This is a genomic window from Micromonospora luteifusca, from assembly GCF_016907275.1.
Lineage (GTDB): Bacteria > Actinomycetota > Actinomycetes > Mycobacteriales > Micromonosporaceae > Micromonospora > Micromonospora luteifusca.
In genome coordinates this window covers 5,276,798-5,299,149 of sequence record NZ_JAFBBP010000001.1, presented here as the reverse complement: position 1 = coordinate 5,299,149, position 22,352 = coordinate 5,276,798, and the positions used below count along the sequence as shown (strand labels likewise).

15 protein-coding genes are annotated in these 22,352 nt (G+C 70.0%); 7 read left to right on the top strand and 8 right to left on the bottom strand.

The annotated features are described in order from the left end of the window. Both JOD64_RS24210 and JOD64_RS33560 read right to left on the bottom strand, forming a co-directional pair. Complete coding sequence (locus JOD64_RS24210; RefSeq protein WP_204944327.1) at positions 1-948, bottom strand: NAD-dependent epimerase/dehydratase family protein; 948 nt, start codon at positions 946-948, stop codon at positions 1-3. 130 nt (positions 949-1,078) lie between these two features. After that, positions 1,079-1,759, bottom strand: coding sequence for an acyltransferase (locus JOD64_RS33560; RefSeq protein WP_204944325.1), 681 nt, complete (start codon positions 1,757-1,759; stop codon positions 1,079-1,081). 346 nt (positions 1,760-2,105) lie between these two features. Here JOD64_RS33560 and JOD64_RS24200 point away from each other — a divergent pair, with 346 nt between their 5' ends. After that, a complete protein-coding gene (locus JOD64_RS24200) occupies positions 2,106-5,216 on the top strand; it encodes a M14 family metallopeptidase (RefSeq protein WP_204944324.1) in 3,111 nt (1,036 codons plus the stop codon). Positions 5,217-5,266: 50 nt separating this feature from the next. Here the strand turns inward: JOD64_RS24200 and JOD64_RS24195 are convergent, their stop codons facing one another. Then, positions 5,267-6,637, bottom strand: a complete 1,371-nt coding sequence (locus tag JOD64_RS24195; RefSeq protein ID WP_204944323.1) for an acyltransferase family protein — start codon at positions 6,635-6,637, stop codon at positions 5,267-5,269. Positions 6,638-6,847: 210 nt separating this feature from the next. On the opposite strand from JOD64_RS24195, the gene JOD64_RS24190 reads away from it, so the two are divergent. Beyond that, positions 6,848-7,759, top strand: a complete 912-nt coding sequence (locus JOD64_RS24190; protein ID WP_239561631.1) for an NAD(+)/NADH kinase — start codon at positions 6,848-6,850, stop codon at positions 7,757-7,759. A gap of 171 nt (positions 7,760-7,930) precedes the next feature. Here the strand turns inward: JOD64_RS24190 and pgm are convergent, their stop codons facing one another. Further along, a complete protein-coding gene (gene pgm, locus JOD64_RS24185) occupies positions 7,931-9,574 on the bottom strand; it encodes a phosphoglucomutase (alpha-D-glucose-1,6-bisphosphate-dependent) (protein ID WP_204944320.1) in 1,644 nt (547 codons plus the stop codon). Positions 9,575-9,605: 31 nt separating this feature from the next. Then, positions 9,606-10,838 carry a glucose-1-phosphate adenylyltransferase gene (gene glgC, locus JOD64_RS24180; protein ID WP_204944318.1) on the bottom strand — a complete coding sequence of 411 codons (1,233 nt, stop codon included), beginning with the start codon at positions 10,836-10,838 and terminating at the stop codon, positions 9,606-9,608. 72 nt (positions 10,839-10,910) lie between these two features. Here glgC and glgA point away from each other — a divergent pair, with 72 nt between their 5' ends. After that, positions 10,911-12,116, top strand: a complete 1,206-nt coding sequence (gene glgA, locus JOD64_RS24175; RefSeq protein ID WP_239559634.1) for a glycogen synthase — start codon at positions 10,911-10,913, stop codon at positions 12,114-12,116. 14 nt (positions 12,117-12,130) lie between these two features. Next, positions 12,131-12,595, top strand: a complete 465-nt coding sequence (locus tag JOD64_RS24170; protein WP_204944316.1) for a hypothetical protein — start codon at positions 12,131-12,133, stop codon at positions 12,593-12,595. Between the two features lie 68 nt (positions 12,596-12,663). Here JOD64_RS24170 and JOD64_RS24165 read toward each other — a convergent pair whose 3' ends face one another. Continuing rightward, positions 12,664-13,608, bottom strand: a complete 945-nt coding sequence (locus JOD64_RS24165) for an inositol-3-phosphate synthase (RefSeq protein WP_204944315.1) — start codon at positions 13,606-13,608, stop codon at positions 12,664-12,666. Positions 13,609-14,584: 976 nt separating this feature from the next. Between JOD64_RS24165 and JOD64_RS24160 the strand changes: the two genes are divergently transcribed. Next, complete coding sequence (locus JOD64_RS24160; RefSeq protein ID WP_307813603.1) at positions 14,585-16,735, top strand: alpha-1,4-glucan--maltose-1-phosphate maltosyltransferase; 2,151 nt, start codon at positions 14,585-14,587, stop codon at positions 16,733-16,735. Continuing rightward, positions 16,723-18,825, top strand: coding sequence for a 1,4-alpha-glucan branching protein GlgB (gene glgB, locus JOD64_RS24155; protein ID WP_204944313.1), 2,103 nt, complete (start codon positions 16,723-16,725; stop codon positions 18,823-18,825). The genes JOD64_RS24160 and glgB overlap by 13 nt, the downstream gene beginning before the upstream one ends. Before the next feature lie 17 nt (positions 18,826-18,842). Here glgB and JOD64_RS24150 read toward each other — a convergent pair whose 3' ends face one another. Continuing rightward, the gene (locus tag JOD64_RS24150; protein WP_204944312.1) at positions 18,843-19,445 is read right to left on the bottom strand and encodes a DUF6346 domain-containing protein; all 603 of its coding nucleotides are present in this window, start codon (positions 19,443-19,445) and stop codon (positions 18,843-18,845) included. Positions 19,446-19,525: 80 nt separating this feature from the next. Beyond that, positions 19,526-20,566, bottom strand: coding sequence for an App1 family protein phosphatidate phosphatase (locus JOD64_RS24145; protein WP_204944310.1), 1,041 nt, complete (start codon positions 20,564-20,566; stop codon positions 19,526-19,528). Between the two features lie 123 nt (positions 20,567-20,689). Between JOD64_RS24145 and JOD64_RS24140 the strand changes: the two genes are divergently transcribed. Then, positions 20,690-22,309, top strand: coding sequence for an ArnT family glycosyltransferase (locus JOD64_RS24140; protein WP_204944308.1), 1,620 nt, complete (start codon positions 20,690-20,692; stop codon positions 22,307-22,309). Positions 22,310-22,352 lie beyond the last annotated feature (43 nt).

Below are 22,352 nucleotides of genomic sequence, written 5' to 3'. Positions count from 1 at the left end.
TCAGGCCCGCTGCTTCAACACATGCGTCTCGAACCACTCCACGGTCGCCCGCAATCCGTTCATCCGGGGAGTTGGCACCACGTCCGGGAAGAGCGAGCGCAGCAGCCTGTTGTCGGCCTCGGAGTGTCGGACGTCCCCGCCGCGCGGCGCCACGTGGCGCCGCGCGATCGGACGGCCGATGATCTGCTCCAGCTCGGACACCACCGTGAGCAACTCCGCTCGAGCGCCGAAGGCGAGATTGACCGGCTGTGGATGGGAGACCGAGCGCTCCACCGCGTCGAGTAGCACCGCACAGACCGTTTCGACGTAGGTGAAGTCGCGCGACTGCCGACCATCTCCGTGGAGCTCGATGGGCTCACCGCGCAGTGCCGCGTCGACGAAGCGGGGGATGACAGCCGCGTAGCCGTGATCGTGCCGCTGGGCCGGGCCGTACACGTTGAAGAATCGGAAGGCGAGGGTGGGCAGACCGAAGGATGCCTGGTACGCCAAGGCGTAGGCCTCGGTGGCCAGTTTGCTCACCGCGTATGGACTGAGCGGGCGGGTCCAGGCCAGCTCGGTCTTCGGCAGCACCGGATTGGCGCCGTAGACCGACGAGGAGGACGCGACGACGACGTAGCCCACGTCGTGCCGGCGAGCGGCTTCCAGCACCCGAAGCGTGCCGGTGGCGTTTGCGTGGTGTGAGGCGATCGGATCGCGCAACGAACGCGGCACGCTGGGCAGCGCCGCCAGGTGCACTACCGCATCCCGGTCGGTCATCGCCCGGTCCAGTGCCTCGTCGTCGAGCATCGAACCCGGGATCGTCTCCACGTCGAGACCGTCGAGGTTGCTCATCCGACCCGTTACCAGATCATCGAGGATCCGAATGTCGGTGACGGTGCGATGCAGAGTCGCGGCACGGACGAGGTTGGAACCGATGAAGCCGGCACCACCGGTGATGAGTAGTCGCATTCGTTCCGCCTTCACGGCCCCGTGGATTGGTCATCCGGTCCAACGACCTTCCTCAACGACTGTCACGCATCGTCATCGCAAGAATACCGATCGACGGCGTGGCCGGTCGACCAGGCGCCGGGCTCGACGATCAGCGACGGGCCGCTACGGCTGAGGTAGGCCGTGTCTCGGACCCCGCGAGGTCCGCCAACGCCGCCAACTCTGCCGGGGTGAGCCGCTGTTCGGGCGAATAGAGCTGCTGCTCGTGAGAGATGATCGTCTCTACCGGCCAGCGCAGGCGGATCAGTCGGGCCGGGTTGCCGGCGGCCACCGCGTACGGCGGCACCGGACGGGTCACCACGGAGCCCGCCCCGATCACCGCGCCCCGGCCGATCGTCACGCCGTGCAGGATGACGGCTCGGGTGCCCACCCACACGTCGTCGCCGATCGTGACCCCCCGATCGAGGGCCTCATCAGAGGGGCGCTTCCCAACGGCGATCATGGGCGCGCCGACCTGGTCGATCCGGTGGTTGCCGCCGCGGATGGTGACCTCGGGCCCGAACATGACGTTGTCACCTATACGGATCCGGGATCGAGCAGCCATGATGACCGGACGGTGACCCAGGTCGACGTTGCGGCCGACCTCGATCGTCTCGTAGGTGTAGACGCCGTCCGGGTCGAAGGTGAAGTTGTCCCCCCGGGCGGCGAACCGGCTAGCGGACGCCAGTCCTCGTACAGCCCTGCGGGCCCGCGTGCCACTGGACCAGAGAAGATCCAGGAAACGGGCGACCGCCGCGACCACGCGTCCGGGGCGGTGCGTCGACACGAGCATCAGGCTCTGCACCGCCCGGCAGCGGCGGTGCTTTGCTGGGCCACACTGCGAATCGGACGCATCGAACCTTCCCTCACCTGGCTCCGTCGGGCTACGGCGGACACGAGCGAGCGTACGTGTCATTTGTCGGCTTTTTCCGGGTATACGATTAAATGCGAATAGCGAAGAGCAACTATCCCTCGTGTGGCATACCGCGCCTTCGCGGCGCGTCGGCCAACCATGCCCCGGCCGTCGCCGTGGGCAGCGATATCGACACGGTCAGCCACCGCGCACCCATCGACTGATTGACATCGGTCAGCCCGCACCGAAGGCTCGCGCCTACAGGTCCTTCACCCAAGGAGGCGCGATGAGACCGAGACGACTGGCGATCGCCAGCGTGGTCACCCTGCTCGGCGCACTGGCGATAACCCCGCCGGCAAGCGCGAAGCCACCGTCCGACCCGGGCGCACGCGACGGCCTGGAGGTGTACGTCGGCACGGTCGACGCGAAACAGCGGGATCAACTGCGCGCGGCGGGGGTCGACCTCGGCCACGACGCGAAGATGGACTCGTCCGGCCGCACGGCGGTCGAGACGGTGCTCAGCCGCCGGCAGGCCAAGCGGTTGACCGACAAGGGCGTCCCGCTGTCGGTGAAGAAGGTGCACGGCAAGGACGCGTCGCAGGCGCTGCGGGAGCAGGCCGCGGCCGGCTGGACGGCGTTCCGCCCCTACGGTGAGCCGGGCGGCCTCCGGGACGAGTTGAACGCCACCGCCGCCCGTTATCCGAAGCTGACCAAGGTGGAGACTGTCGGCCGCAGCCAGCACGGCCAGCCGATCCTCGCCGTGAAGGTCACCAAGAACGCGCGGAGCGTAGCGGACGGGAAACGACCCGCGGTGCTGTACGCCGGTACGCAGCACGCCCGCGAGTGGATCACGCCGGAGATGACCCGCCGGCTGATGCACCACGTGCTGGACAGCTACGGCACCGACCGAGAGATCACCCGTCTTCTGGACACGACCGAGCTGTGGTTCCTGCCGGTCGCCAACCCGGACGGCTACGACCACACCTTCACCCCCGGCAACCGGCTCTGGCGCAAGAACCTGCGCGACAACAACGGCGACGGGCAGATCACCTCGGGCGACGGCGTCGACCTCAACCGCAACTTCAGCTACAAGTGGGGTTACGACAACGAGGGCTCGTCACCCGAACCGAACAGCGAGACCTACCGTGGCCCCGGCCCCAACTCGGAGCCGGAGACCGTCGCCCTGGACCGGCTCTTCAAGCGGGTCGGCTTCGAGTTCTTCGTCAACTACCACTCGGCGGCCGAGTTGCTGCTCTACGGCGTCGGCTGGCAGGTGAGCACCCCCACCCCGGACGACGTCATCTACGAGGCGATGGCCGGTGACGACGCGCACCCCGCGGTGCCCGGCTACGACCCGGACATCTCCGCCGAGCTGTACACCACCAACGGCGACACCGACAGCCACGCCACCGTCAAGTACGGCACGTTGGGCTTCACCCCGGAAATGTCCACCTGCGAAGCAGCCTCGGCGGTCGACCCGGACGACGAGTGGCGCCCGGAGGACTGCGTCAGCGGCTTCATCTTCCCCGACGACGAGGCCCTCATCGCCGGCGAGGTGAGCAAGAACCTGCCGTTCGCGCTGGCCGTGGCGAAGTCGGCGGCGGACCCGGACGAACCGGTGTCGGTCGTCGGTCGGAGCACCCCGGATTTCGAGGTGGACACGTTCGACACCTCGTACGGGCGCACCCAGCAGGTCGCCTCGATCACCCGTCGTTCGCTGAAGAACGTACGGATGCACTACCTGGTCAACGGCGGGCGCCCGAAGACCGTCGCGGTCCGCGAGTGGCGCGGCGGCGAGCGGTACGGCGACACGCACGACGACTACTACGCCGAACTGCGCGGCACGGTCACCGGCACGAAGCCGGGTGACCGGGTCGAGGTCTGGTTCACCGGCAACAAACCGCGTGCCGGGGTGGTCGCCAGTGAACACTTCACCTACCGGGTGCACAACGACATCGGCGGTGACGTGCTGGTCCTCGCGATGGAGGACGTCACCGGCCTCAGCCCGGCGCAGACCGGCACCACCGCGAAGTACGCCGACGAGGTCGCCGCGTCGCTGAGCGCCGCCGGGCGCAGCAGCGACGTGTACGACTTCGACGCGATGGGCCGCAAGGCGCCACACCCGCTCGGCGTGCTGTCGCACTACAAGGCGGTGGTCTGGGAAACCGGTGACGACGTGATCCTGCGCTCCCCCGGCCAGGTGCCCGGCACCACGGCCAGGGCGGCGCTGGACACCGAGCTGGCCGTGCGGGACTACCTGAACGAGGGTGGCAAGCTGCTGGTCAGCGGCCAGTACGCGCTGTACGCGCAGGGCGCCAACGGGTCGTACGTCTACAACCCGGACGCGCCGCCGGAGTGCACCGACGCCGAGGCCCTGAGCTGCCTGCCGTTGTTGAACGACTTCCAGCAGTACTGGCTGGGCGCGCACACCTACGTCAGCGACGGCGGAACCGCCCCGGAGGGGGAGTCGTACCCGGTCGCCGGGACCGCCGCCCCGTTCACCGGCTTCAGCGGGCAACTCAACGCGCCCGGGTCGGCGGAGAACCAGACGCACACCGCGTCGTTCCTGACCACGTCGAGCTTCCTGCCACCGGACGAGTTCCCACAGTTCGCCAGCTCCGCTCCGGTGGGCTGGACGCGGCCGGGCGGCGCGCCGTTCGATCCGCGTACGGGTGAGTGGTACCTGCACAGCGGGCAGGCCGACGAGTCGTACAAGCGGCTGACCCGCACGGTGGACCTCACCGGGGCGAGCAGTGGTGAGCTGCGCTTCTTCACCTCGTACGAGATCGAGCAGAACTGGGACTTCCTCTTCGTCGAGGCGCACGAGGTGGGCAGCGACAACTGGACGACCTTGCCGGACACCAACGGCAAGACCAGCACGGTCACCGGCGAGAGCTGCACCAGCGGTTGGGACGAGCTGCACCCGTTCCTCACCCACTACCAGGGTGCGGGCTGCTCCCCCACCGGAAGCACCGGCAGTTGGAACGCCGCGACCGGGACGTCGAACGGCTGGAAGGAGTTCGCGGTCGACCTGTCCAGCTACGCCGGCAAGCAGGTCGAGGTCTCGATCACGTACGCCTCGGACTGGTCCACGCAGGGTCTCGGCGTCTTCCTGGACGACGCCCGGGTGCTGGTCGACGGTTCGACCGTGGCGGAGACCTCGTTCGGGTCGGCCGACCTGGGCGGCTGGACGGTGGCCGGGCCACCGGCCGGGTCCGGTGGCAACGCCAACGACTGGTCGCGCAGCCAGCAGGCGTTCGAGGAGGGCTCGGTGGTGGTCACCGGCGACACGGTGTACCTGGGCTTCGGGCTGGAGGGCCTGCCTCCGGCGGCCCGCGATGACCTGGTCGCCCGCTCGCTGACCCACCTCGGGGTTGGTGGTCGGGTCCGGCCCTAGCGTCCGCGCGGCAGGTACCCCGGGCCGCGGGTCCGGGGTACCTGCCCGGATCAGTCGGTGGAGTTGGCGGTGACCTGGGGCAGGATCATGGTCGGACCATCGATCGACGACGGCGTCCGCATCGCGGGCGTCGGGCCGGGGGCCGCCATCGCCGATGCCAGAGCTGGTGCCGGAGCCGGAGCTGCTGGTGCCGGAGCCGGAGTGGCAGGTGCCGGTGCCGGAGTGGCAGGTGCCGGTGCCGGAGTGGCTGGTGCTGGTGCCGGTGCCGGAGCTGCCGGTGGCGGTGCCGGAGCCTTTGCCGGGGCGGACGGAGCCAGATGCGGGCTGGACGGCCTGTCACTCGGCGACTTACGCAGGTACGCCGAGTTCCGGGCCGCGACGAAGCGGCGCTTCAACCAGCCGGAGACCGGCTTCTCGACGAACCGGTTCACAAGCCACGAGGCGACCAGGAGGATCACCACCACGGTGAGCCCGGTCAGCCAGGCCGGGAGCGCCGGGTGCATGTAGTGGATCATCACCCAGCCGATGTACTCGTGCAGCAGGTAGAGCGGGTAGGTCAGCGCTCCGGCGGTGGTCAGCCAGCGCCAGCTGACCGTGATACGACGGGTGGCCACTACGGCCATGAGCAGGTAGAAGAACGTGACAATCGCCGCCTCGACCATGCTGATCTGCGTCGACGACAGCACGGTCCGGGACGGGGCGTACGGGTCGACGGTGCCGATCATCTGGAGCGCGACGAGCCAGGACGCGCCCACCAGTCCCCAGAGGTAGATGTCAGAGCCGTGGCGGTAGATCAGGAACAGAGCCATGCCGCCGACGAAGCAGGCCGCGCTGCGGGGCACCAGGAGGTCGGTGAGCATCGGGATCGAGTGGTACGCGAACAGGCTGGCGATCAGCCACCCCGCGGCGAAGAGCAGCACCCGCCGCGGGGTGTACCCGCGGACCAGCACGAAGAGACCGAAGAGGAGGTAGAAGCGCAACTCGTGGGCGAGGGTCCAGTAGACGGAGTCGACCGCGCCCACTCCCATGAGGTCGTTGAACATGGTGAGGTTGGTCAGCACGTCGCCCGGGCGCTTCGGCTCACGGACCACCGGCCACAGGGCGAGCACCGCGGTGGTGGCGAGCACCCCGAACCAGTACGCGGGATAAAGCCGGATGATCCGGGCGGCCGCGAACTGCCCCAGGCCGCGCCCCTCCGCGCTCATACAGATCACGAAACCGCTGATCAGGAAGAACAGGTAGACCCCGAGCCACCCGAACTGGGTGTAGATGCTGAGCGTCGGCAAGGCCGCGCCGTCCGGCCCTCCCCAGGCCTCACCGAAGACCGTGAGATGGAAGCCCACGACGAGCAGGGCCGCGACCAGTCGCAAGCCATCGAGCACGTACAGGCGTGAGGGTGCGACCCCGGGGGGCGTTTTCACAGGATCTCCTCGGCGAAAGAGGGCCCCGGCCCCGCGCCGGCCCCCGATGTGCCGTGCACGCTAACGGTCGGCGAGGGGCAAGCTAGCAGTCCGGCGCACAGGGCGGCAAGACCCTCCGGAACCGGCAGGTCAGGCCGCCCTCGGCCGGCGGCCTGCCCCGTACGCCAGACGCGTCCGACGCCAATGTGGTGAGCTGTACGGGTGTCGGGGCTGGGTCTGGTGCTGCACCCCACCCGGGATGTCACCGAGGTGGTCGGGATCATCGAACGGTGGGCGAAGCGCCACCACAAGACGTTGATCGTGCGTGAAGAGGACCGACACCGCGTGCCGTCCTGCGTCGAATCGGTGCCGGCGAAACAGGTCGCCATCCGCGCCGACGCGTTGATCAGCATCGGCGGCGACGGCACCATGCTGGGTGCGCTGCGCTCCGCCGTCCTGGACCCGAAGCCGGTCCTTGGCGTACACCTGGGTCGTCTGGGTTTTCTCGTCGAGATCGAGCCGCCGGAGCTGCCCGAGGCGTTGAGCCGGTTGCTGTCGAAGGACTTCACCATCGAGTCGCACGCCTGCCTCGAATGTGACGTCTGCGGTGACGACGTCGTGGCGTTCAACGACATCGCGCTGGTCCGCCAGCCCGGCTCCGGCTTCGTCAACCTCACCCTCGCCATCGACGGCCAGCAGTACGGCTACTACCGCTGCGACGCAGTGGTGGTCAGCACCCCGATCGGCTCGACGGCGTACAGCTACGCCGCCGGGGGCCCACTGATCTCCCCAGCGGCGGACTCCGTGGTGATCACTCCGTCGGCGCCGATGGCCGGCATCTCCCGGTCGGTGGTGCTCTCCGCGGACGAGAAGATCCGGCTGGAGCTGCAGCCCGAGTCGTCGGCGGTCGTGGTGGAGATGGACGGTCTGGTGTTCCGCGACGCGGCGACCGAGGGGGCCGTGGACATCAGCTACCGCCGCAACGCCGGCCTGGTGGTCCGCCTGGACCCACTGCGTTACCAGGAACGCAACCAGTTGAAGATGAGCCTGCTCGACCTGCCGTTCCTACCCGACCAGCTCAGCGAACTGCTCCCCAAAGAACTCCTACGCCGAGCCCAACACGAACTACCCCCACCCTGCTAACCCCCCCACCCTGCCCACCCCACCCCACCCCACCCACCGCGCCCCCGGCTCTTCCCGGCCGCGTTGATCATGAGGTTATTGCCATCCGCCGCGGCGTGTCGTGGCAATAACCTCATGATCAACGCGGGGTCCCCGGGGGTGGGGTGGGGGGTTGGGGGGTTGGGGGGGTGGTTAGGGGTTTGTTAGGGCTTGGTCTACCAGGTTTTTGGCTTCTTCTTGGATCTTCTTGAGGTGGTCGGGGCCTTGGAAGGACTCGGCGTAGATCTTGTAGACGTCCTCGGTGCCGGAGGGCCTCGCGGCGAACCAGCCAGACTCGGTGCTGACCTTCAGGCCGCCGATCGGTGCGCCGTTGCCGGGCGCGGTGGTCAACGTCGCGGTGATCGGCTCACCGGCGAGTTCGGTGGCGGTGACCTGCTCCGGGGAAAGCTTGGCGAGCACGGCCTTCTGCTCCCGGGTGGCCGGGGCATCGATCCGGGCGTACGCGGGCGCGCCGAACCTCTCGGCCAACTCGGCCCAGTGCTCGCTCGGGCTGCGCCCGGTGGTGGCCAGAATCTCGGCGGCGAGCAGGCAGAGCAGCAGGCCGTCCTTGTCGGTGGTCCAGGTGGAACCGTCGCGACGCAGGAACGACGCCCCCGCGCTCTCCTCGCCACCGAAGCCGACGGCGCCGTCCAGCAGACCGGGTACGAACCACTTGAACCCGACCGGCACCTCCAACAGCGGCCGGCCCAGGTCCGCGGCGACCCGGTCGATCATCGACGAGGAGACCAGGGTCTTTCCCACCGCAGCGGACGGACCCCATTCGGTACGGGTGCGGAACAGGTGACCGATCGCCACCGCCAGGTAATGGTTGGGGTTCATCAGGCCGGCGTCCGGGGTGACGATGCCGTGCCGGTCGGCGTCCGCGTCGTTGCCGGTGGAGATCTGGTAGTCGGCGCGAGCGGCGATCAGTGACGCCATCGCGTTGGGCGAGGAGCAGTCCATCCGGATCTTGCCGTCGCCGTCCAGGGTCATGAACCGCCAGGTCGGGTCGACCGTCGGGTTGACCACGGTCAGGTCCAGTCGGTGCCGCTCGGCGATCTCACCCCAGTACGCCACGCTCGCCCCGCCCAGCGGGTCCGCGCCGATCCGGATCCCGGCAGCGCGGATCGCGTCGATGTCGATCGCGGCCGGCAGGTCGTCGACATAGCGGGCGAGGAAGTCGTACTCCCCGGTGGTGTCGGCAGCCCGAGCCCGCGCGTAGGTGATCCGGCGGACCTCCTTGAGCCCGGCGGCGAGGATGGCGTTGGCCCGGTCCTGGATCCACCGGGTCACGTCGGTGTCGGCAGGCCCGCCGTTGGTGGGGTTGTACTTGAAACCGCCGTCGTCGGGCGGGTTGTGCGACGGGGTGATGACGATGCCGTCGGCGAGCCCGCTGGTACGCCCCCGGTTGTGCGTGAGGATCGCGTGCGACAGCGCCGGAGTCGGGGTGTAACCGTCGCGGCTGTCCACCAACACCCTGACACCGTTGGCGGCGAGCACCTCCAGCGCGTCCACCGCAGCCGGCGCGGACAGCGCGTGGGTGTCCCGAGCGAGAAAGAGCGGGCCGTCCAGCCCCTGCTCCCGCCGGTAGTCGCAGAGGGCCTGGGTGACCGCCAGGATGTGGTCGGAGTTGAACGCGTTGCGCAGGCTGGAACCGCGGTGACCGGAGGTGCCGAAGGAGACCTGCTGCGCCGGGTCCGCTGGGTCCGGATGCTCGGCGTAGTAGGCGGTCACCAGACGCGGCACGTCGACCAGGTCGGCGGGCTCGGCGGGCTGGCCGGCACGGGGATGGGTCACTGCGGGAACCTCCTCGGAAAGTGCGCGGCGGTCACGGCTCGACCTTCTGGCCCTTGCCGATCACCACGATGCCATTGTCGGAGACGGTGTAGCGCTGCCGGTCCTTCTCCAGGTCAACGCCGATCTCGGCGCCCTCCGGGACGAACACGTTCTTGTCCAGGATGGCCCGCCGGATGACCGCGTGCCGGCCGATCTCCACACCCTCCATCAGCACCGAGCCCTCGACGTGCGCCCAGGAGTGCACCCGCACCTTCGGCGAGATGATCGAGTTTTCCACCAGCGACCCGGAGATCACCGACCCCGGGGAGACCATCGAGCCGACCGCCCGGCCGACCCGCTCGCCCCACTGGTGCACGAACTTGGCGGGCGGCCACGGAGGCTGCTCGGTGTAGATCGGCCAGTCGAAGTTGTAGAGGTTGAACACGGGGTGCACGTTGATCAGATCCATGTGCGCGTCGTAGAACGAGTCGAGCGTCCCCACGTCGCGCCAGTAGCCGCGGTCCCGGTCGTCGCTGCCCGGAACCTCGTTGTCGCGGAAGTCGTAGACGTTGGCCTCGCCCCGCTCGACGAACATCGGGATGATGCTGCCGCCCATGTCGTGCTTGCTGGTCTTGTCTTCCGCGTCGCGCTCCACGGCCTCGCAGAGTGCACGCGTGGTGAAGACGTAGTTACCCATCGACGCGTAGATCTCGTCCGGTGCGTCCGGCAGGCCGACGGCGTCGGTCGGCTTCTCGCGGAACGCGCGAATGCGCTTGCCGTCCTCACCGACCTCGATGACGCCGAACTGGTCGGCCATGGACAGCGGCTGGCGGATGCCGGCGACGGTCACCCCGGCGCCGGAGGCGATGTGGTCGTCCACCATCTGCCGTGGGTCCATCCGGTAGATGTGGTCGGCGCCGAAGACGATCACATAGTCAGGCTGCTCGTCGTTGATCAGGTTGAAGCTCTGGTAGATGGCGTCGGCGGAGCCGGCGAACCACCAGGGACCGCGACGCTGCTGGGCGGGGACCGGGGTGACGTAGTTGCCGAGCAGCGTGGACATCCGCCAGGTCTTGGTGATGTGCCGGTCGAGCGAGTGGGACTTGTACTGGGTCAACACGACGATCTTCAGAAAGCCGGCGTTGGCCAGGTTGGAGAGGACGAAATCGACCATGCGGTACATCCCGCCGAACGGGACGGCCGGCTTGGCCCGATCCGTGGTGAGTGGCATCAGGCGCTTGCCCTCACCACCCGCCAGGACAATCGCGAGCACCTTGGCAGCCATGCCACGACGCTATCCACCCGCGTCCGACTTCACCACTCGTACGGGGACTCTTCTGCACTAGGGTGCGAGGTCATGACGGAACCCACCCCCCTGCGCGTCGACCTTCTCACTCGTGAGTACCCACCGGAGGTCTACGGCGGTGCCGGGGTGCACGTCGAGTACCTGGCGAGGGAGTTGCGCCGCCACACCGACGTGCGCGTGCACTGCTTCGGGCTGCCGCGCACCGAGCCGGGCGTCACCGCGTACGCCGAATCACCCGGCCTGACCGGCGCGAACGCCGCGCTGCGCACGATGGGCGTGGATCTGGAGATTGCCGCCGGCGCGGCGGGCACCGACGTGGTGCACAGCCACACTTGGTACGCGAACCTCGCCGGCCACACCGCGAAGCTGCTGCACGGGGTGCCGCACGTGGTGACCGCGCACAGCCTGGAGCCGCTGCGGCCGTGGAAGGCCGAGCAGCTCGGCGGCGGCTACGCGCTCTCCTCCTGGATCGAGCGCACCGCGATGGAGGCAGCCGACGCGGTGATCGCGGTCAGCGGGGGGATGCGCAACGACGTTCTCACCGCCTACCCGCAGATCGACCCGTCCCGGGTCCGGGTGGTCTACAACGGGATCGACACCATTCAGTACGCCCCGGACGGCGGCACCGACGTGCTGGATCGGCTCGGCATCGACGCGTCCCGACCGAGCGTCGTGTACGTGGGAAGGATCACCCGGCAGAAGGGCCTGCCCTACCTGCTGCGGGCCGCCCGGGAGTTGCCGGCGGACACCCAGCTCGTGCTGCTCGCCGGCGCCCCGGACACCGCGGACATCGCCGCCGAGGTGGAGGAGTTGGTTGCCGAGCTGCGGGCCAACCGTTCGGGCGTGGTGTGGGTGGCGGAGATGCTGCCCAAGCCCGAAGTGATCCAGGTGCTCACCCACGCCACCGTCTTCGTCTGCCCGTCGGTGTACGAGCCGATGGGCATCGTCAATCTGGAGGCGATGGCCTGCGAGACGGCCGTGGTGGCGACCGCGACCGGCGGCATCCCCGAGGTGGTGGCCGATGGTGCGACAGGTCTGCTGGTCCCCATCGAGCAGGCCACCGACGGGTCCGGCCGACCGCTGGCCCCGGAGAAGTTCGTCGCCGACCTGGCGGCTGCGGTGAACACGCTGCTGGCCGACCCGGCGCGTACCGCGCGGTTCGGCCTGGCTGGTCGGCAGCGCGCCGTGGAGCACTTCTCCTGGGATGCCATCGCCCGGCAGACGCTCGACGTCTACCGCTCGGTCGGCGCGGCCTGAGGGAGACGGGCGACATGCGGTACGACGAACTCGAAGCGGAGATCCTCCAGTTGGTCGTCGCGGCTGGCGAGGACCAACTGCGCGTCTTCGGCCTCGAAACGGTCACCCGGCTGGTCCGGGGCGAACTGCTCGCCACCGTCGCGGACGACGAGCTGGACGAGGACGGGTGGGCGGCGCTGGCCAGCGCCCGCGAGAACGTCCGGACGGCCGACGCGACGGAGCTGCGCGTTCAGCTGGTGCGGATCGACGAGGGCATCCTCGCCGACGGTGACCTGGACCAGGGGCTCCTGACGGTCATCACCGCGCTCGAACACTGGACCACCTACCTGGAGGAGAACGGGCGCGGGGAGCTCTACGAACTGGCCATCCGCTCAATCGAGGAGGTCGACTTCCAGGTCTCGGCCGACCTCGACGACGTCCTCGCAACCCCGGAGATGGCCGCCGAGTACGAGCGGATCCGGCGCCTGCTCACCGCCTAGCCCTCAGTCGGCCTGGCCCCCAGTGGGCCTAGCCTGCAGTCGGCGTGACGTGCCGGTTGCCGCCGATCTCAGATCGCCGTTCCAGGTGGAGATTTGAGCATCGACGCCGCCTCGGCAAGACTTCCGCCGTGCCCTTTTCGTAGCGCGCTGGCCGCCATCCGAATGAGGTCGATGTTGACCCCCGCGGCGCCACTCGGGTCATGCACCTTCAGTTTCACGTCGAGGCTCACCGCTGTTTCGCCCCAACCCTGCGCTTCAAGATTGAGGTACGCCACCTTTTGCGACTTGAGCTGCGACAGGTAACCGAGCGGAGCCAACTGAACCTTGTCAGCCGCCGACAGGGCGTTGAGCTTGGACTGGTGCTTGGAATTCGGGTTCTCGACCAGGTTGCGGAAGTCTTCGGTGCCGCCCAGATTGACCTGATAGGAGCTGACCAGAGTGAGGCCCCGCTCTGCCAGCAACCGCAGCAGCGTGTCGTGAAGCACCGAGGTGCCGAACTGGCTCGCCAGGTCGTCGCCGAGCAGCGGCAGCCCGGCCACTTCGAACCTGCCCAGCAGTTGTGGGTCACGGGCTACCGGGTCCGCAGTGGTGTTGATGAATGCGACACCTGCTCGGTGGGCGGCTTCCGCGTACGCCCGGGCGGTCCCCGGCCGGCCACTCGGCGCCGAGTAGAGCAGCACCTCCGCCTCGGCCAGCGCCGCTGCCACACGGTCGACCTCAGTCGCATCGACAAGCCCCTTGGTTACGGGGACCTTCGCCCTGGGGAGTTCGCAGTCGAGCCTGGGGAAGTTGTTGGGCGCCAGGAAGATCGCCTCGGTGAGGTCCCTGCCGATCTTTTCGTCGGACGTGGCGAACGCCGCAACGAAGTCGATGTCACCCACTCCGAGGCCGTCGATCACCGGCCTGCGGATGCCCACCAGGCTCCCGGTCTGGCGGTGGAGAGCGATTCCCTGCACCAGTGCCGACGTGTTGTTACCGACACCGACGACCGCAACTCTCACCCGTTCGACCATGGACGGGAGGCTACCCACCCACCACCCCGGACGACGCCCCCGGCCAAGCTCGGTGACACAGCAGGCGACCTCGGCAACAGCACGCGGCAGCAGCACGCGGCAGTCGGACGCCCGGTACCCGGTGCGGCGCTGTAGAGCTGCCCCGCTGATGGGGCGCACGTCCGGGCGAGGGTAACCGCGGTGCTGTAGAGCTGCCCCGCTCATGGGGCGCACGCCCCGGGCGAGGGTAACTGCCGCGCTGTAGAGCTGCCCCGCTCATGGGGCGCACGCCCGGGCGGGGGTAACTGCCACGCTGTAGAGCTGCCCCGATCACGGGGCGCACGCCCGGGCGAGGGTAACTGCCACGCTGTAGAGCTGCCCCGCTCACGGGGCGCACGCCCGGGCGAGGGTAACTGCCACGCTGTAGAGCTGCCCCGCTCACGGGGCGCACGCCCGGGCGAGGGTAACTGCCGCGCTGCCCCACGCGTGGGGCAGCTCTACAGGACGTCACGCAACCCCATCGGGCGACGCCGACGTCCATCAGGCGACAGCGACGCCGACGTCCGGCAGGCGACAGCGACGCCGACGTCCGGCAGGCGACAGCGACGTCCGTCAGGCGACGGGGAGGGTGGCGGCGAAATGGGCCGGGCCGGCGGGAGCATCGGCGGCCCGCCACACGACGGTGACCAGCCTTCGCGCCGCCGGTCGCCGGCGTAGGCGTCGTGCAGACTGATTTCGGCGGTGGTGCTCGGGCGGCAGCCGGGTACCGGGAGCGCCGATCAGCTCTGCTCGGCGCGGTCCAGCCGTGCCCGCAACTCTTCGAGGTTCGGCGCGCCGGGTCGAGCCCGGCAGGTGGTAGCGGACCAGGGCCGTGCGGATCCCGTCCACCCCTGCGGTGACCGGAGCCGGCGCGGATCGTGACTCGCGGCCCCGGAGGGCGAGGGGGACCGGGGTGCTTGGCCGCGCGCGAACGGATCTCGCGCAGTAGGTTGGCGGGGTGACTGGACGGTTCCCGATCGAAGACGTCTCCCCCGTCGTCTCGTGCGGGCGATACCCGGCCAAGGCGGTGGTCGACGAGCCGATTCCGGTGTCGGCGCGCGCCTACCGGGAGGGGCACGACGCGCTCGGCTGCAACGTGGTCTGGATGGGTCCGGACGGCGTCACCAGGCCGTTCACCCGGATGCGCCCCGGCGAGCCCGGCCAGGACCGGTGGCACGCCACCATCCGGCCGGACGACGTCGGCTCCTGGGCCTTCGCCGTCGAGGCGTTCCAGGACCCGTACCTGACCTGGCAGAACGCGGTGACGAAGAAGATCGCCGCCGGGCAGGGCCCGGAGGACCTGGCCAACGACCTGGCCGAGGGCGCGCGGGTGCTCGCCGCCGCCCGGGACCTCGTCCCGACCGCCGACCGGCCCCGGGTCGCCGACGCGCTCACCGCGCTTGTCGAGACCGACCTGCCGTTGCCGCAGCGAGTCGACCCGGCGCTGGCCCTGGCCGACCTGCTCTGGGAGCACCCGGTGCGGGAGTTGGTCACCGTCGGTGACACGTACTCGATCTGGGTGGACCGCAAGCGGGCCCTCTACTCGGCCTGGTACGAGTTCTTCCCCCGCTCCGAAGGAGCGGTGGGCGGTCGGTCCGGCACCTTCGCGACCGCCACCGAGCGGCTGCCCGGCGTGGCCGCGATGGGCTTCGACGTGCTCTACCTGCCGCCGATCCACCCGATCGGCCGGGTCAACCGCAAGGGCCGCAACAACGCGCTCACCGCCGGACCGGACGACGTGGGCTCGCCGTGGGCGATCGGCGCCGCCGAGGGCGGCCACGACACCATCCACCCCGATCTGGGTACGCCGGCAGACTTCCGGGCCTTCATCGCCGCGGCGGCGGCGCAGGGGCTGGAGGTGGCGATGGATCTGGCGTTGCAGTGTGCGCCGGACCACCCCTGGGTGACCGAGCACCCGGAGTGGTTCACCACCCGGGCCGACGGCAGCATCGCGTACGCGGAGAACCCCCCGAAGAAGTACCAGGACATCTACCCGGTCAACTTCGACAACGACCCGGAGGGCATCCGGGCCGAGGTGCTGCGGGTGGTGCTGCACTGGGTCGGCGAGGGCATCCGGATCTTCCGCGTGGACAACCCGCACACCAAGCCGTTCGACTTCTGGCACTGGCTGATCGCCGAGGTGAAGAAGGTCGACCCGGACGTGCTGTTCCTGGCCGAGGCGTTCACCCGGCCGGCCATCATGCACGGCCTCGGCAAGATCGGCTTCACGCAGTCGTACACCTATTTCACCTGGCGCACGACGGCCGCCGAGATGCGGGAGTACTGCGAGGAGCTGATCGCGTCGGCCGACTACATGCGGCCGAACTTCTGGCCGAACACCCCGGACATCCTGCACGAGTCGTTGCAGCACGGCGGCCCGCCCATGTTCAAGATTCGGGCGGTGCTGGCCGCGCTGCTCTCCCCGTCCTGGGGCCTGTACGCGGGTTTCGAGCTGTTCGAGCACGTGGCCCGGCCGGGGGCGGAGGAATACCTGGACAACGAGAAGTACGAGCTGCGCCCCCGCGACTGGGCCGGCGCCGAGGCGCAGGGCCGCTCGCTGGCTCCGTTCCTGGCCACCCTCAACCGGGTACGCCGCGACAACCCGGCCCTGCACCAGCTCCGCAACCTGCGCTTCCACGAGATCGACAACCCGGCGCTGCTCTGCTGGTCCAAGCACGACCCGGACACCGGCAACACCGTCATCGTGATCTGCTCGTTCGACCCGCGCGTCGTGCAGTGGGGTAACACCACCCTCGACATGCCGGCGCTCGGCTTCGACTGGCACGAGCGGTTCACCGTGCACGACGAACTCACCGGCACCAGCTACGACTGGGGTCAGCGCAACGCGGTGCGGCTCGACCCGTACCTGCAACCGGCGCACGTGCTGACGGTGCGCCGCCCGACCCCGCCGACCGCGCCGCAGCCGGCGGGCGCCGAGCCGGCGGACCTCACCGTCGCCGAGGTGCCGGACGACCTCTCCGGCGGTACCGCGCCGACGACCCCGGTCACGGTGGCGTCCCGGTTGTCCGCTGCCCGCTCGGGTGCCGCCCGCTCGTCCGCCTCCGCACCGACCGACGCCGCCCCGAAGGACGACCGATGGACCAGCTGATCACCGGCGCGACGCACGACCCGCACGCGCTGCTCGGCGCGCACCCCACCGACACGTCGACGACGATCCGCACGATGCGCAGAGGCGCCGGAGACGTGGTGCTGCTCGTTGGCGACGAGCGGCACCCGATGAAGCGGGTGCACGACATCGGCGTCTTCGAAACCCAGGTCGAGGGCACCGTGCTCGACTACCGGGTGGAGGTCGACGGCACCGCGCACGACGACCCGTACCGCTACCCGCCGACCCTCGGTGAGCTGGACCTGCACCTGATCCGCGAGGGCCGCCACGAGCGGCTGTGGGAGGCGCTGGGGGCGCGCGTCTTCGACGAGGGCGTCGCGTTCAGCGTCTGGGCACCCAACGCTCGCGGAGTCCGGGTGATCGGCGACTTCACCGGCTGGGCGCCCGACGACGGCTGGCCGATGCGGTCGCTCGGCTCCACCGGAGTATGGGAACTGTTCGTCCCCAACGCCCGGGTCGGGGCCCGCTACAAGTACCGGGTGCTCGGCGCCGACGGGCAGTGGCGGGACAAGGCCGACCCCCTCGCCACGTACGCGGAGGTGCCGCCGGCCACCGCCTCGGTGGTGCACCACTCGACGTACCGGTGGAACGACGCGGACTGGCTGGCCCGGCGAGCCGAGCGGCAGCCGCACCAGGAGCCGATGAGCGTCTACGAGGTGCACCTCGGCTCGTGGCGGCCCGGCCTGGGCTACCGCGAGCTGGCCGAGCAGCTCACCGCGTACGTCACGGAGTTGGGCTTCACGCACGTGGAGTTCCTCCCCGTGATGGAGCACCCGTTCGGCGGTTCCTGGGGTTATCAGGTCACCGGCTACTTCGCGCCGACGTCCCGGTTCGGCAACCCGGACGACTTCCGCTACCTCGTCGACCAGCTGCACGCCGCGGGCGTCGGCGTGATCCTGGACTGGGTGCCCGCGCACTTCCCCAAGGACGAGTGGGCGCTGGGCCGCTTCGACGGCACCCCGCTCTACGAGCACCCCGACCCGCGCCGGGGCGAGCACCCCGACTGGGGCACGTACGTCTTCGACTTCGGCCGCAACGAGGTGCGTAACTTCCTGGTCGCCAATGCGCTCTACTGGTGCGACCAGTTCCACGTCGACGGGCTGCGGGTGGACGCCGTCGCCTCGATGCTCTACCTGGACTACTCCCGCGAGCACGGCCAGTGGGCACCCAACAAGTACGGCGGCCGGGAGAACCTGGAAGCCATCGCGCTCATGCAGGAGGTGAACGCGACCGTCTACAAGCACCACGCCGGCGTCGTCATGATCGCCGAGGAGTCCACCGCCTGGCCGGGGGTCACCCGCTCCACCGCCGAGGGCGGGCTGGGCTTCGGGTTCAAATGGAACATGGGCTGGATGCACGACACCCTGCTCTACACCTCGAAGGACCCGATCTACCGCCAGCACCACCACCACCAGCTCACCTTCTCCCTGGCGTACGCCTGGAGCGAGAACTACGTGCTGCCGATCAGCCACGACGAGGTGGTGCACGGCAAGGGCTCCCTGGCCGGCAAGATGCCCGGCGACACCTGGCAACGGCTGGCGAACGTACGGGCGCTGCTGGCGTACATGTGGGCGCACCCGGGCAAGCAGCTGCTCTTCATGGGCTCCGAGTTGGCCGACGACCGGGAGTGGAGCGAGGAACGCGGCCTCGACTGGTACCTGCTGCACGACCCGGCCCGCGCCGGCGTGCAACGGCTCGTCGGTGACCTCAACCGGGTCTACCGGGACACCCCGGCGCTCTGGGCACAGGACACCGAGCCGGCCGGGTTCCGGTGGATCGCCGGCGACGACGTCGCCAACAACACCGTGTCGTTCGTCCGGATCGCCCCGGACGGCTCGACGCTGGTCTGCGTGGCGAACTTCTCCGCCCAGCCGCTGCACGACTACCGGATCGGCCTGCCGGCCGGCGGCACCTGGACCGAGGTGCTCAACACCGACGCCCACCACTACGGCGGGTCCGGGGTGGGCAACCTGGGCGAGGTACGCGCCGAGGACGTGCCCTGGCACGGGATGGTGGCCTCCGCGGCCCTCCAGGTGCCTCCGCTGGGCGCCGTCTGGCTCCGCCAGGGCTGAACGGCCGACGCTCCAGATCAGTGACGTCGGCGGTTGACCCAGGCGAAGTACCTCGGGACACCCACCACCGTTCTCAGCAGATAAACCCCGACGCCCATGAGCAGCCCGAGCACCAGGCCGGTCCGCAGGATGCCCAGCAGTGCCAGAGCGAAGGCCCAGATTCGCCACGCCGGGCGACCGTACCGGCAATCGGTGTTGCCCTTGCCGAAGCAGACCTCGCGGAACTCGACCGGCCTGCCCCGGTCGTCGGGGGTGACGGTCGAGTGTCGGACCACGGTCCGCACCTCGCGACCGTCGCGAGTCTGCACCGTCACCGCGCAGTGCCACCAGTAGCCGAACCCATCGCCGCTCACCGGACCGACCCGGCGGCATTCGTGGACTGTTGCCTCCGCCGGGTGTTGGGCAGGGGTGGACTTGAACACTCCCACGCCCGGGTAGAAGCTTTTCACGGTGTCCAGCACCAGCGTCGAGGCGACGAGCCCCGCAGCGAGGGCAACCACTACCGCGAACTGCGCCAAGCGTCCCCAGAAGGGCCCACGCCGCTCGTACGCGACGATCTGCTCGCCCTGCAGGCGCGCGGTCTGGTCCGCCTCCTCGTCGTTCACCGTGACGCGCACCATCAACCCTCGCTTCCCGCCTCCCGCTCAGGCGGGGCGGATGGAAACGTAACGCTCCCCCGCAACCCTCCGGCAGCGCCCGGTCAGACCAGGCCGGCGTCGCGCAGCAGTTGCCACAGGCCGGCGCCGTCCGGCGCGGAGAGCCACTTCTGCCCCACCGGCCCCGACGACGGGCGGCCCGCCGGGGCGGGCAGGGTGCCGGCCAGCACCGACTGGGTCGGGGAGAGCCGGCGGATCGCCACTCCGGCGACGTTCTCCGGGTGGGCGGCGGCGAACTCCCGGTAGATCTCCTGGTCGTGCTGGCCGTCGTCGCCGACCAGCAACCAGCGCACCTCGGGGAACTCCCGGGACAGCCGAGCCAGCGTGGACCGTTTGTGTTCCATCCCGCTGCGGAACCAGCGGTCGGCGGTCGGGCCCCAGTCGGTGAGCAGCAGCGGCCCGGCCGGGTAGAGGTGCCGCGACAGGAAGCGGGTCAGGGTGGGCGCCACGTTCCACGCGCCGGTGGAGAGGTAGAAGACCGGAGCGCCGGGGTGCGCGGTGACCAGCCGCTCGTAGAGCACCGCCATGCCGGGCACGGCGGCTCGGGCGTGCTCGTCGAGCACGAACGTGTTCCATGCGGCGAGCAGCGGCCGGGGCAGCGCGGTCACCATCACCGTGTCGTCGATGTCGGAGATGATGCCGAACTTGACCTCGGGGTCGAGGATGCGCACCGGCGCGTCGACCGGATCGGCGTCCGGGACGCTGAGGCGGACCGTGCCCCAGCCCGGTGGCAGGTCAGCCTCGACCAGCGTGTCGACGAAGCCGCTGCGGTCGGCCTGCGTCTCGTGCCGCACCCCGCCGGCCTCGATGGTCACCGTGACGTGCTTGTTGGGCAGCGTCGTGAAGCTGCGCCAGCCGCGGACCTTGTCCAGCCGGCCCCGCTGGCGGGTGTCCGGACGGCCCAGCAGCACCCGGCACATCACGCGCACCCACCCCGGCGCGCCGTAGCCCGTGTACGCGACGATGTTGACCCGCCAGCCGGTGCGCCGCAGCCGGCGCTGAACGAGCTGGTGGACGGCGTCCTCGATCCGTGCAGCCCGATGCAGGTTCGGAACGGCCAGTTGGCCGGCGGGAGTGGGTGGCACGCGCCAACCCTGCCACACGTCGACAGCCACGGCCACGCGAGCCGGCCCGGCTGCGCCGATCCGCCTCGGCGGCCCGGCCGAACGTGAAACACTCCGGTCGGGACGACGACGGGGGCGTTGGTCGTGTCGCATCCAGAGCAGCACCGTGGGCGATGGCGTCCGCGACTCGACCGGCCGGCGCTCGTCGCGCTGCTGTTCGGGCTCGCCGGTGTCGTCTACCGGCTGGTCCTGACGCTTTTCACGGTGCCGGTGTCGAACAGCGACGAGGCGACCTTCGGTCTCGCCGCGCTGCACATCGGGCAGGGCCGGGAACGCCCAATCTTCCTCTACGGCCAGCATTACATGGGCATGTTGGAGTCGTACCTGGCTGCTCCGCTGGTGGCGGTGGCTGGGCCGAGCTGGCCGGTGCTGCGGCTGCCGATGCTCGCGCTGTACGCGGTCTTCCTCTATCTCATCTATCGGCTGACCCGCCGGCTCTGCACCCCGTGGTTCGCCGCCTTCGTGGTGGGTCTGCTCGCGCTCGGAGGAGAGCGGGTGGTGCGCGACCAGATCACCGTGGTCGGAGGCCGGCCGGAGGTGAAGCCGGCGGTGCTGCTGATGCTGCTGGTCACCGTGGGGCTGGCCGCCGGCACGATTCGCCGCCGAAGGCTCGCGGTCGCCCTGTTCGGCCTGCTCGTCGGGGTGGCCGTCTGGTCGGACTGGCTGATCCTGCCGTACCTCGCGGTGGCCGGGCTGGCCCTGGTCTGGGCGGTACGGCGGGAACTGCTCGGCTGGTCCGGCCTGCTGCTGGTGGCGGGAGTGGTCGTCGGCGTGGCCCCGATGATCGTGGACAACCTGCGGGCCGGGCCCGGCGAGGACTCACTGTCGGTGTTCCGGCAGGTCAGCACCAAGGCCGGGCCGCAGCCGCCCTGGTCCGACCGGATCCGCGGCGGCCTGCTGGAGGGGGTGCCGCTGGCGCACGGGCTCTGCCCGGTGGACGGCTGCGGACGCTGGCAACAGTGGTCAGGCGTGCTGTACCCGGTGCTGCTGGTGGCCGGCGCGGCACTCGCGGTGCTCGCGTACCGTCGCGCGGCCGGGGCACCACGCGGGGAGCGGGTCGGGCCGGTGGTGCAGCTCGCGCTGGTCGCCGGTGCCGCGTTGACCCTGCTGTCGTACGTCCGCAGCCCGCTCGCCGCGACCAGCCCACTGGACAACGCCCGGTACCTGTCGGTGCTGCAACTGTCGCTGCCGGCGGTGCTCTGGCCGCTCTGGGTGGCGGCGGTGGCCTGTTGGCGGGGCACGGTCGGCGCGGTCGGCCGGCTCACCGGTGTGCTGTCCACCGCCGTGCTGGCCACACTGACCGCGACCACGCTGGTGATCACCGTGCTCTTCGCGGCCACCGGCACCGCGGCGTCGCGGACCGAGGAACGCCAGGTCCGGGAGTTGGCCGCCGCGCTGCGCGCCGACGGTCCCCACGAGGTGTACGGGGACTACTGGACCTGCAACCGGTTGATCTTCAACACGGACGAGACGGTGGTCTGCGGGGTGCTCGACGGTGATCTGTCCCCCGGGCAGAACCGCTACCGCCCGTACTGGCGGCAGGTCGGGAGCGCCCAGCGACCGGGCTACGTCGTGGAGGTCGGCTCCCCGATGGATCGGCGGCTACGCAGGCTGCTCGCCGACCGGGCCGACGCCGCACCCGTGCGGGAGGTGGGCGGCTATCGCGTGTACCACCCCGACACCCCGGTGCGGCCCTGGCGGTGACGGCGGGTCGTACGCTGGCCGGGCCGCGTTCCGCCCGTCGAGG

Bases quoted from the DNA above. Each gene is read 5' to 3' on its own strand.
- JOD64_RS24210 (WP_204944327.1), bottom strand. From the start codon at position 948: ATGCGACTACTCATCACCGGTGGTGCCGGCTTCATCGGTTCCAACCTC.
- JOD64_RS33560 (WP_204944325.1), bottom strand. From the start codon at position 1,759: ATGCTCGTGTCGACGCACCGCCCCGGACGCGTGGTCGCGGCGGTCGCC.
- JOD64_RS24200 (WP_204944324.1), top strand. From the start codon at position 2,106: ATGAGACCGAGACGACTGGCGATCGCCAGCGTGGTCACCCTGCTCGGC.
- glgC (WP_204944318.1), bottom strand. From the start codon at position 10,838: ATGGCTGCCAAGGTGCTCGCGATTGTCCTGGCGGGTGGTGAGGGCAAG.
- glgA (WP_239559634.1), top strand. From the start codon at position 10,911: ATGACGGAACCCACCCCCCTGCGCGTCGACCTTCTCACTCGTGAGTAC.
- JOD64_RS24170 (WP_204944316.1), top strand. From the start codon at position 12,131: ATGCGGTACGACGAACTCGAAGCGGAGATCCTCCAGTTGGTCGTCGCG.
- JOD64_RS24165 (WP_204944315.1), bottom strand. From the start codon at position 13,608: ATGGTCGAACGGGTGAGAGTTGCGGTCGTCGGTGTCGGTAACAACACG.
- glgB (WP_204944313.1), top strand. From the start codon at position 16,723: ATGGACCAGCTGATCACCGGCGCGACGCACGACCCGCACGCGCTGCTC.
- JOD64_RS24150 (WP_204944312.1), bottom strand. From the start codon at position 19,445: ATGGTGCGCGTCACGGTGAACGACGAGGAGGCGGACCAGACCGCGCGC.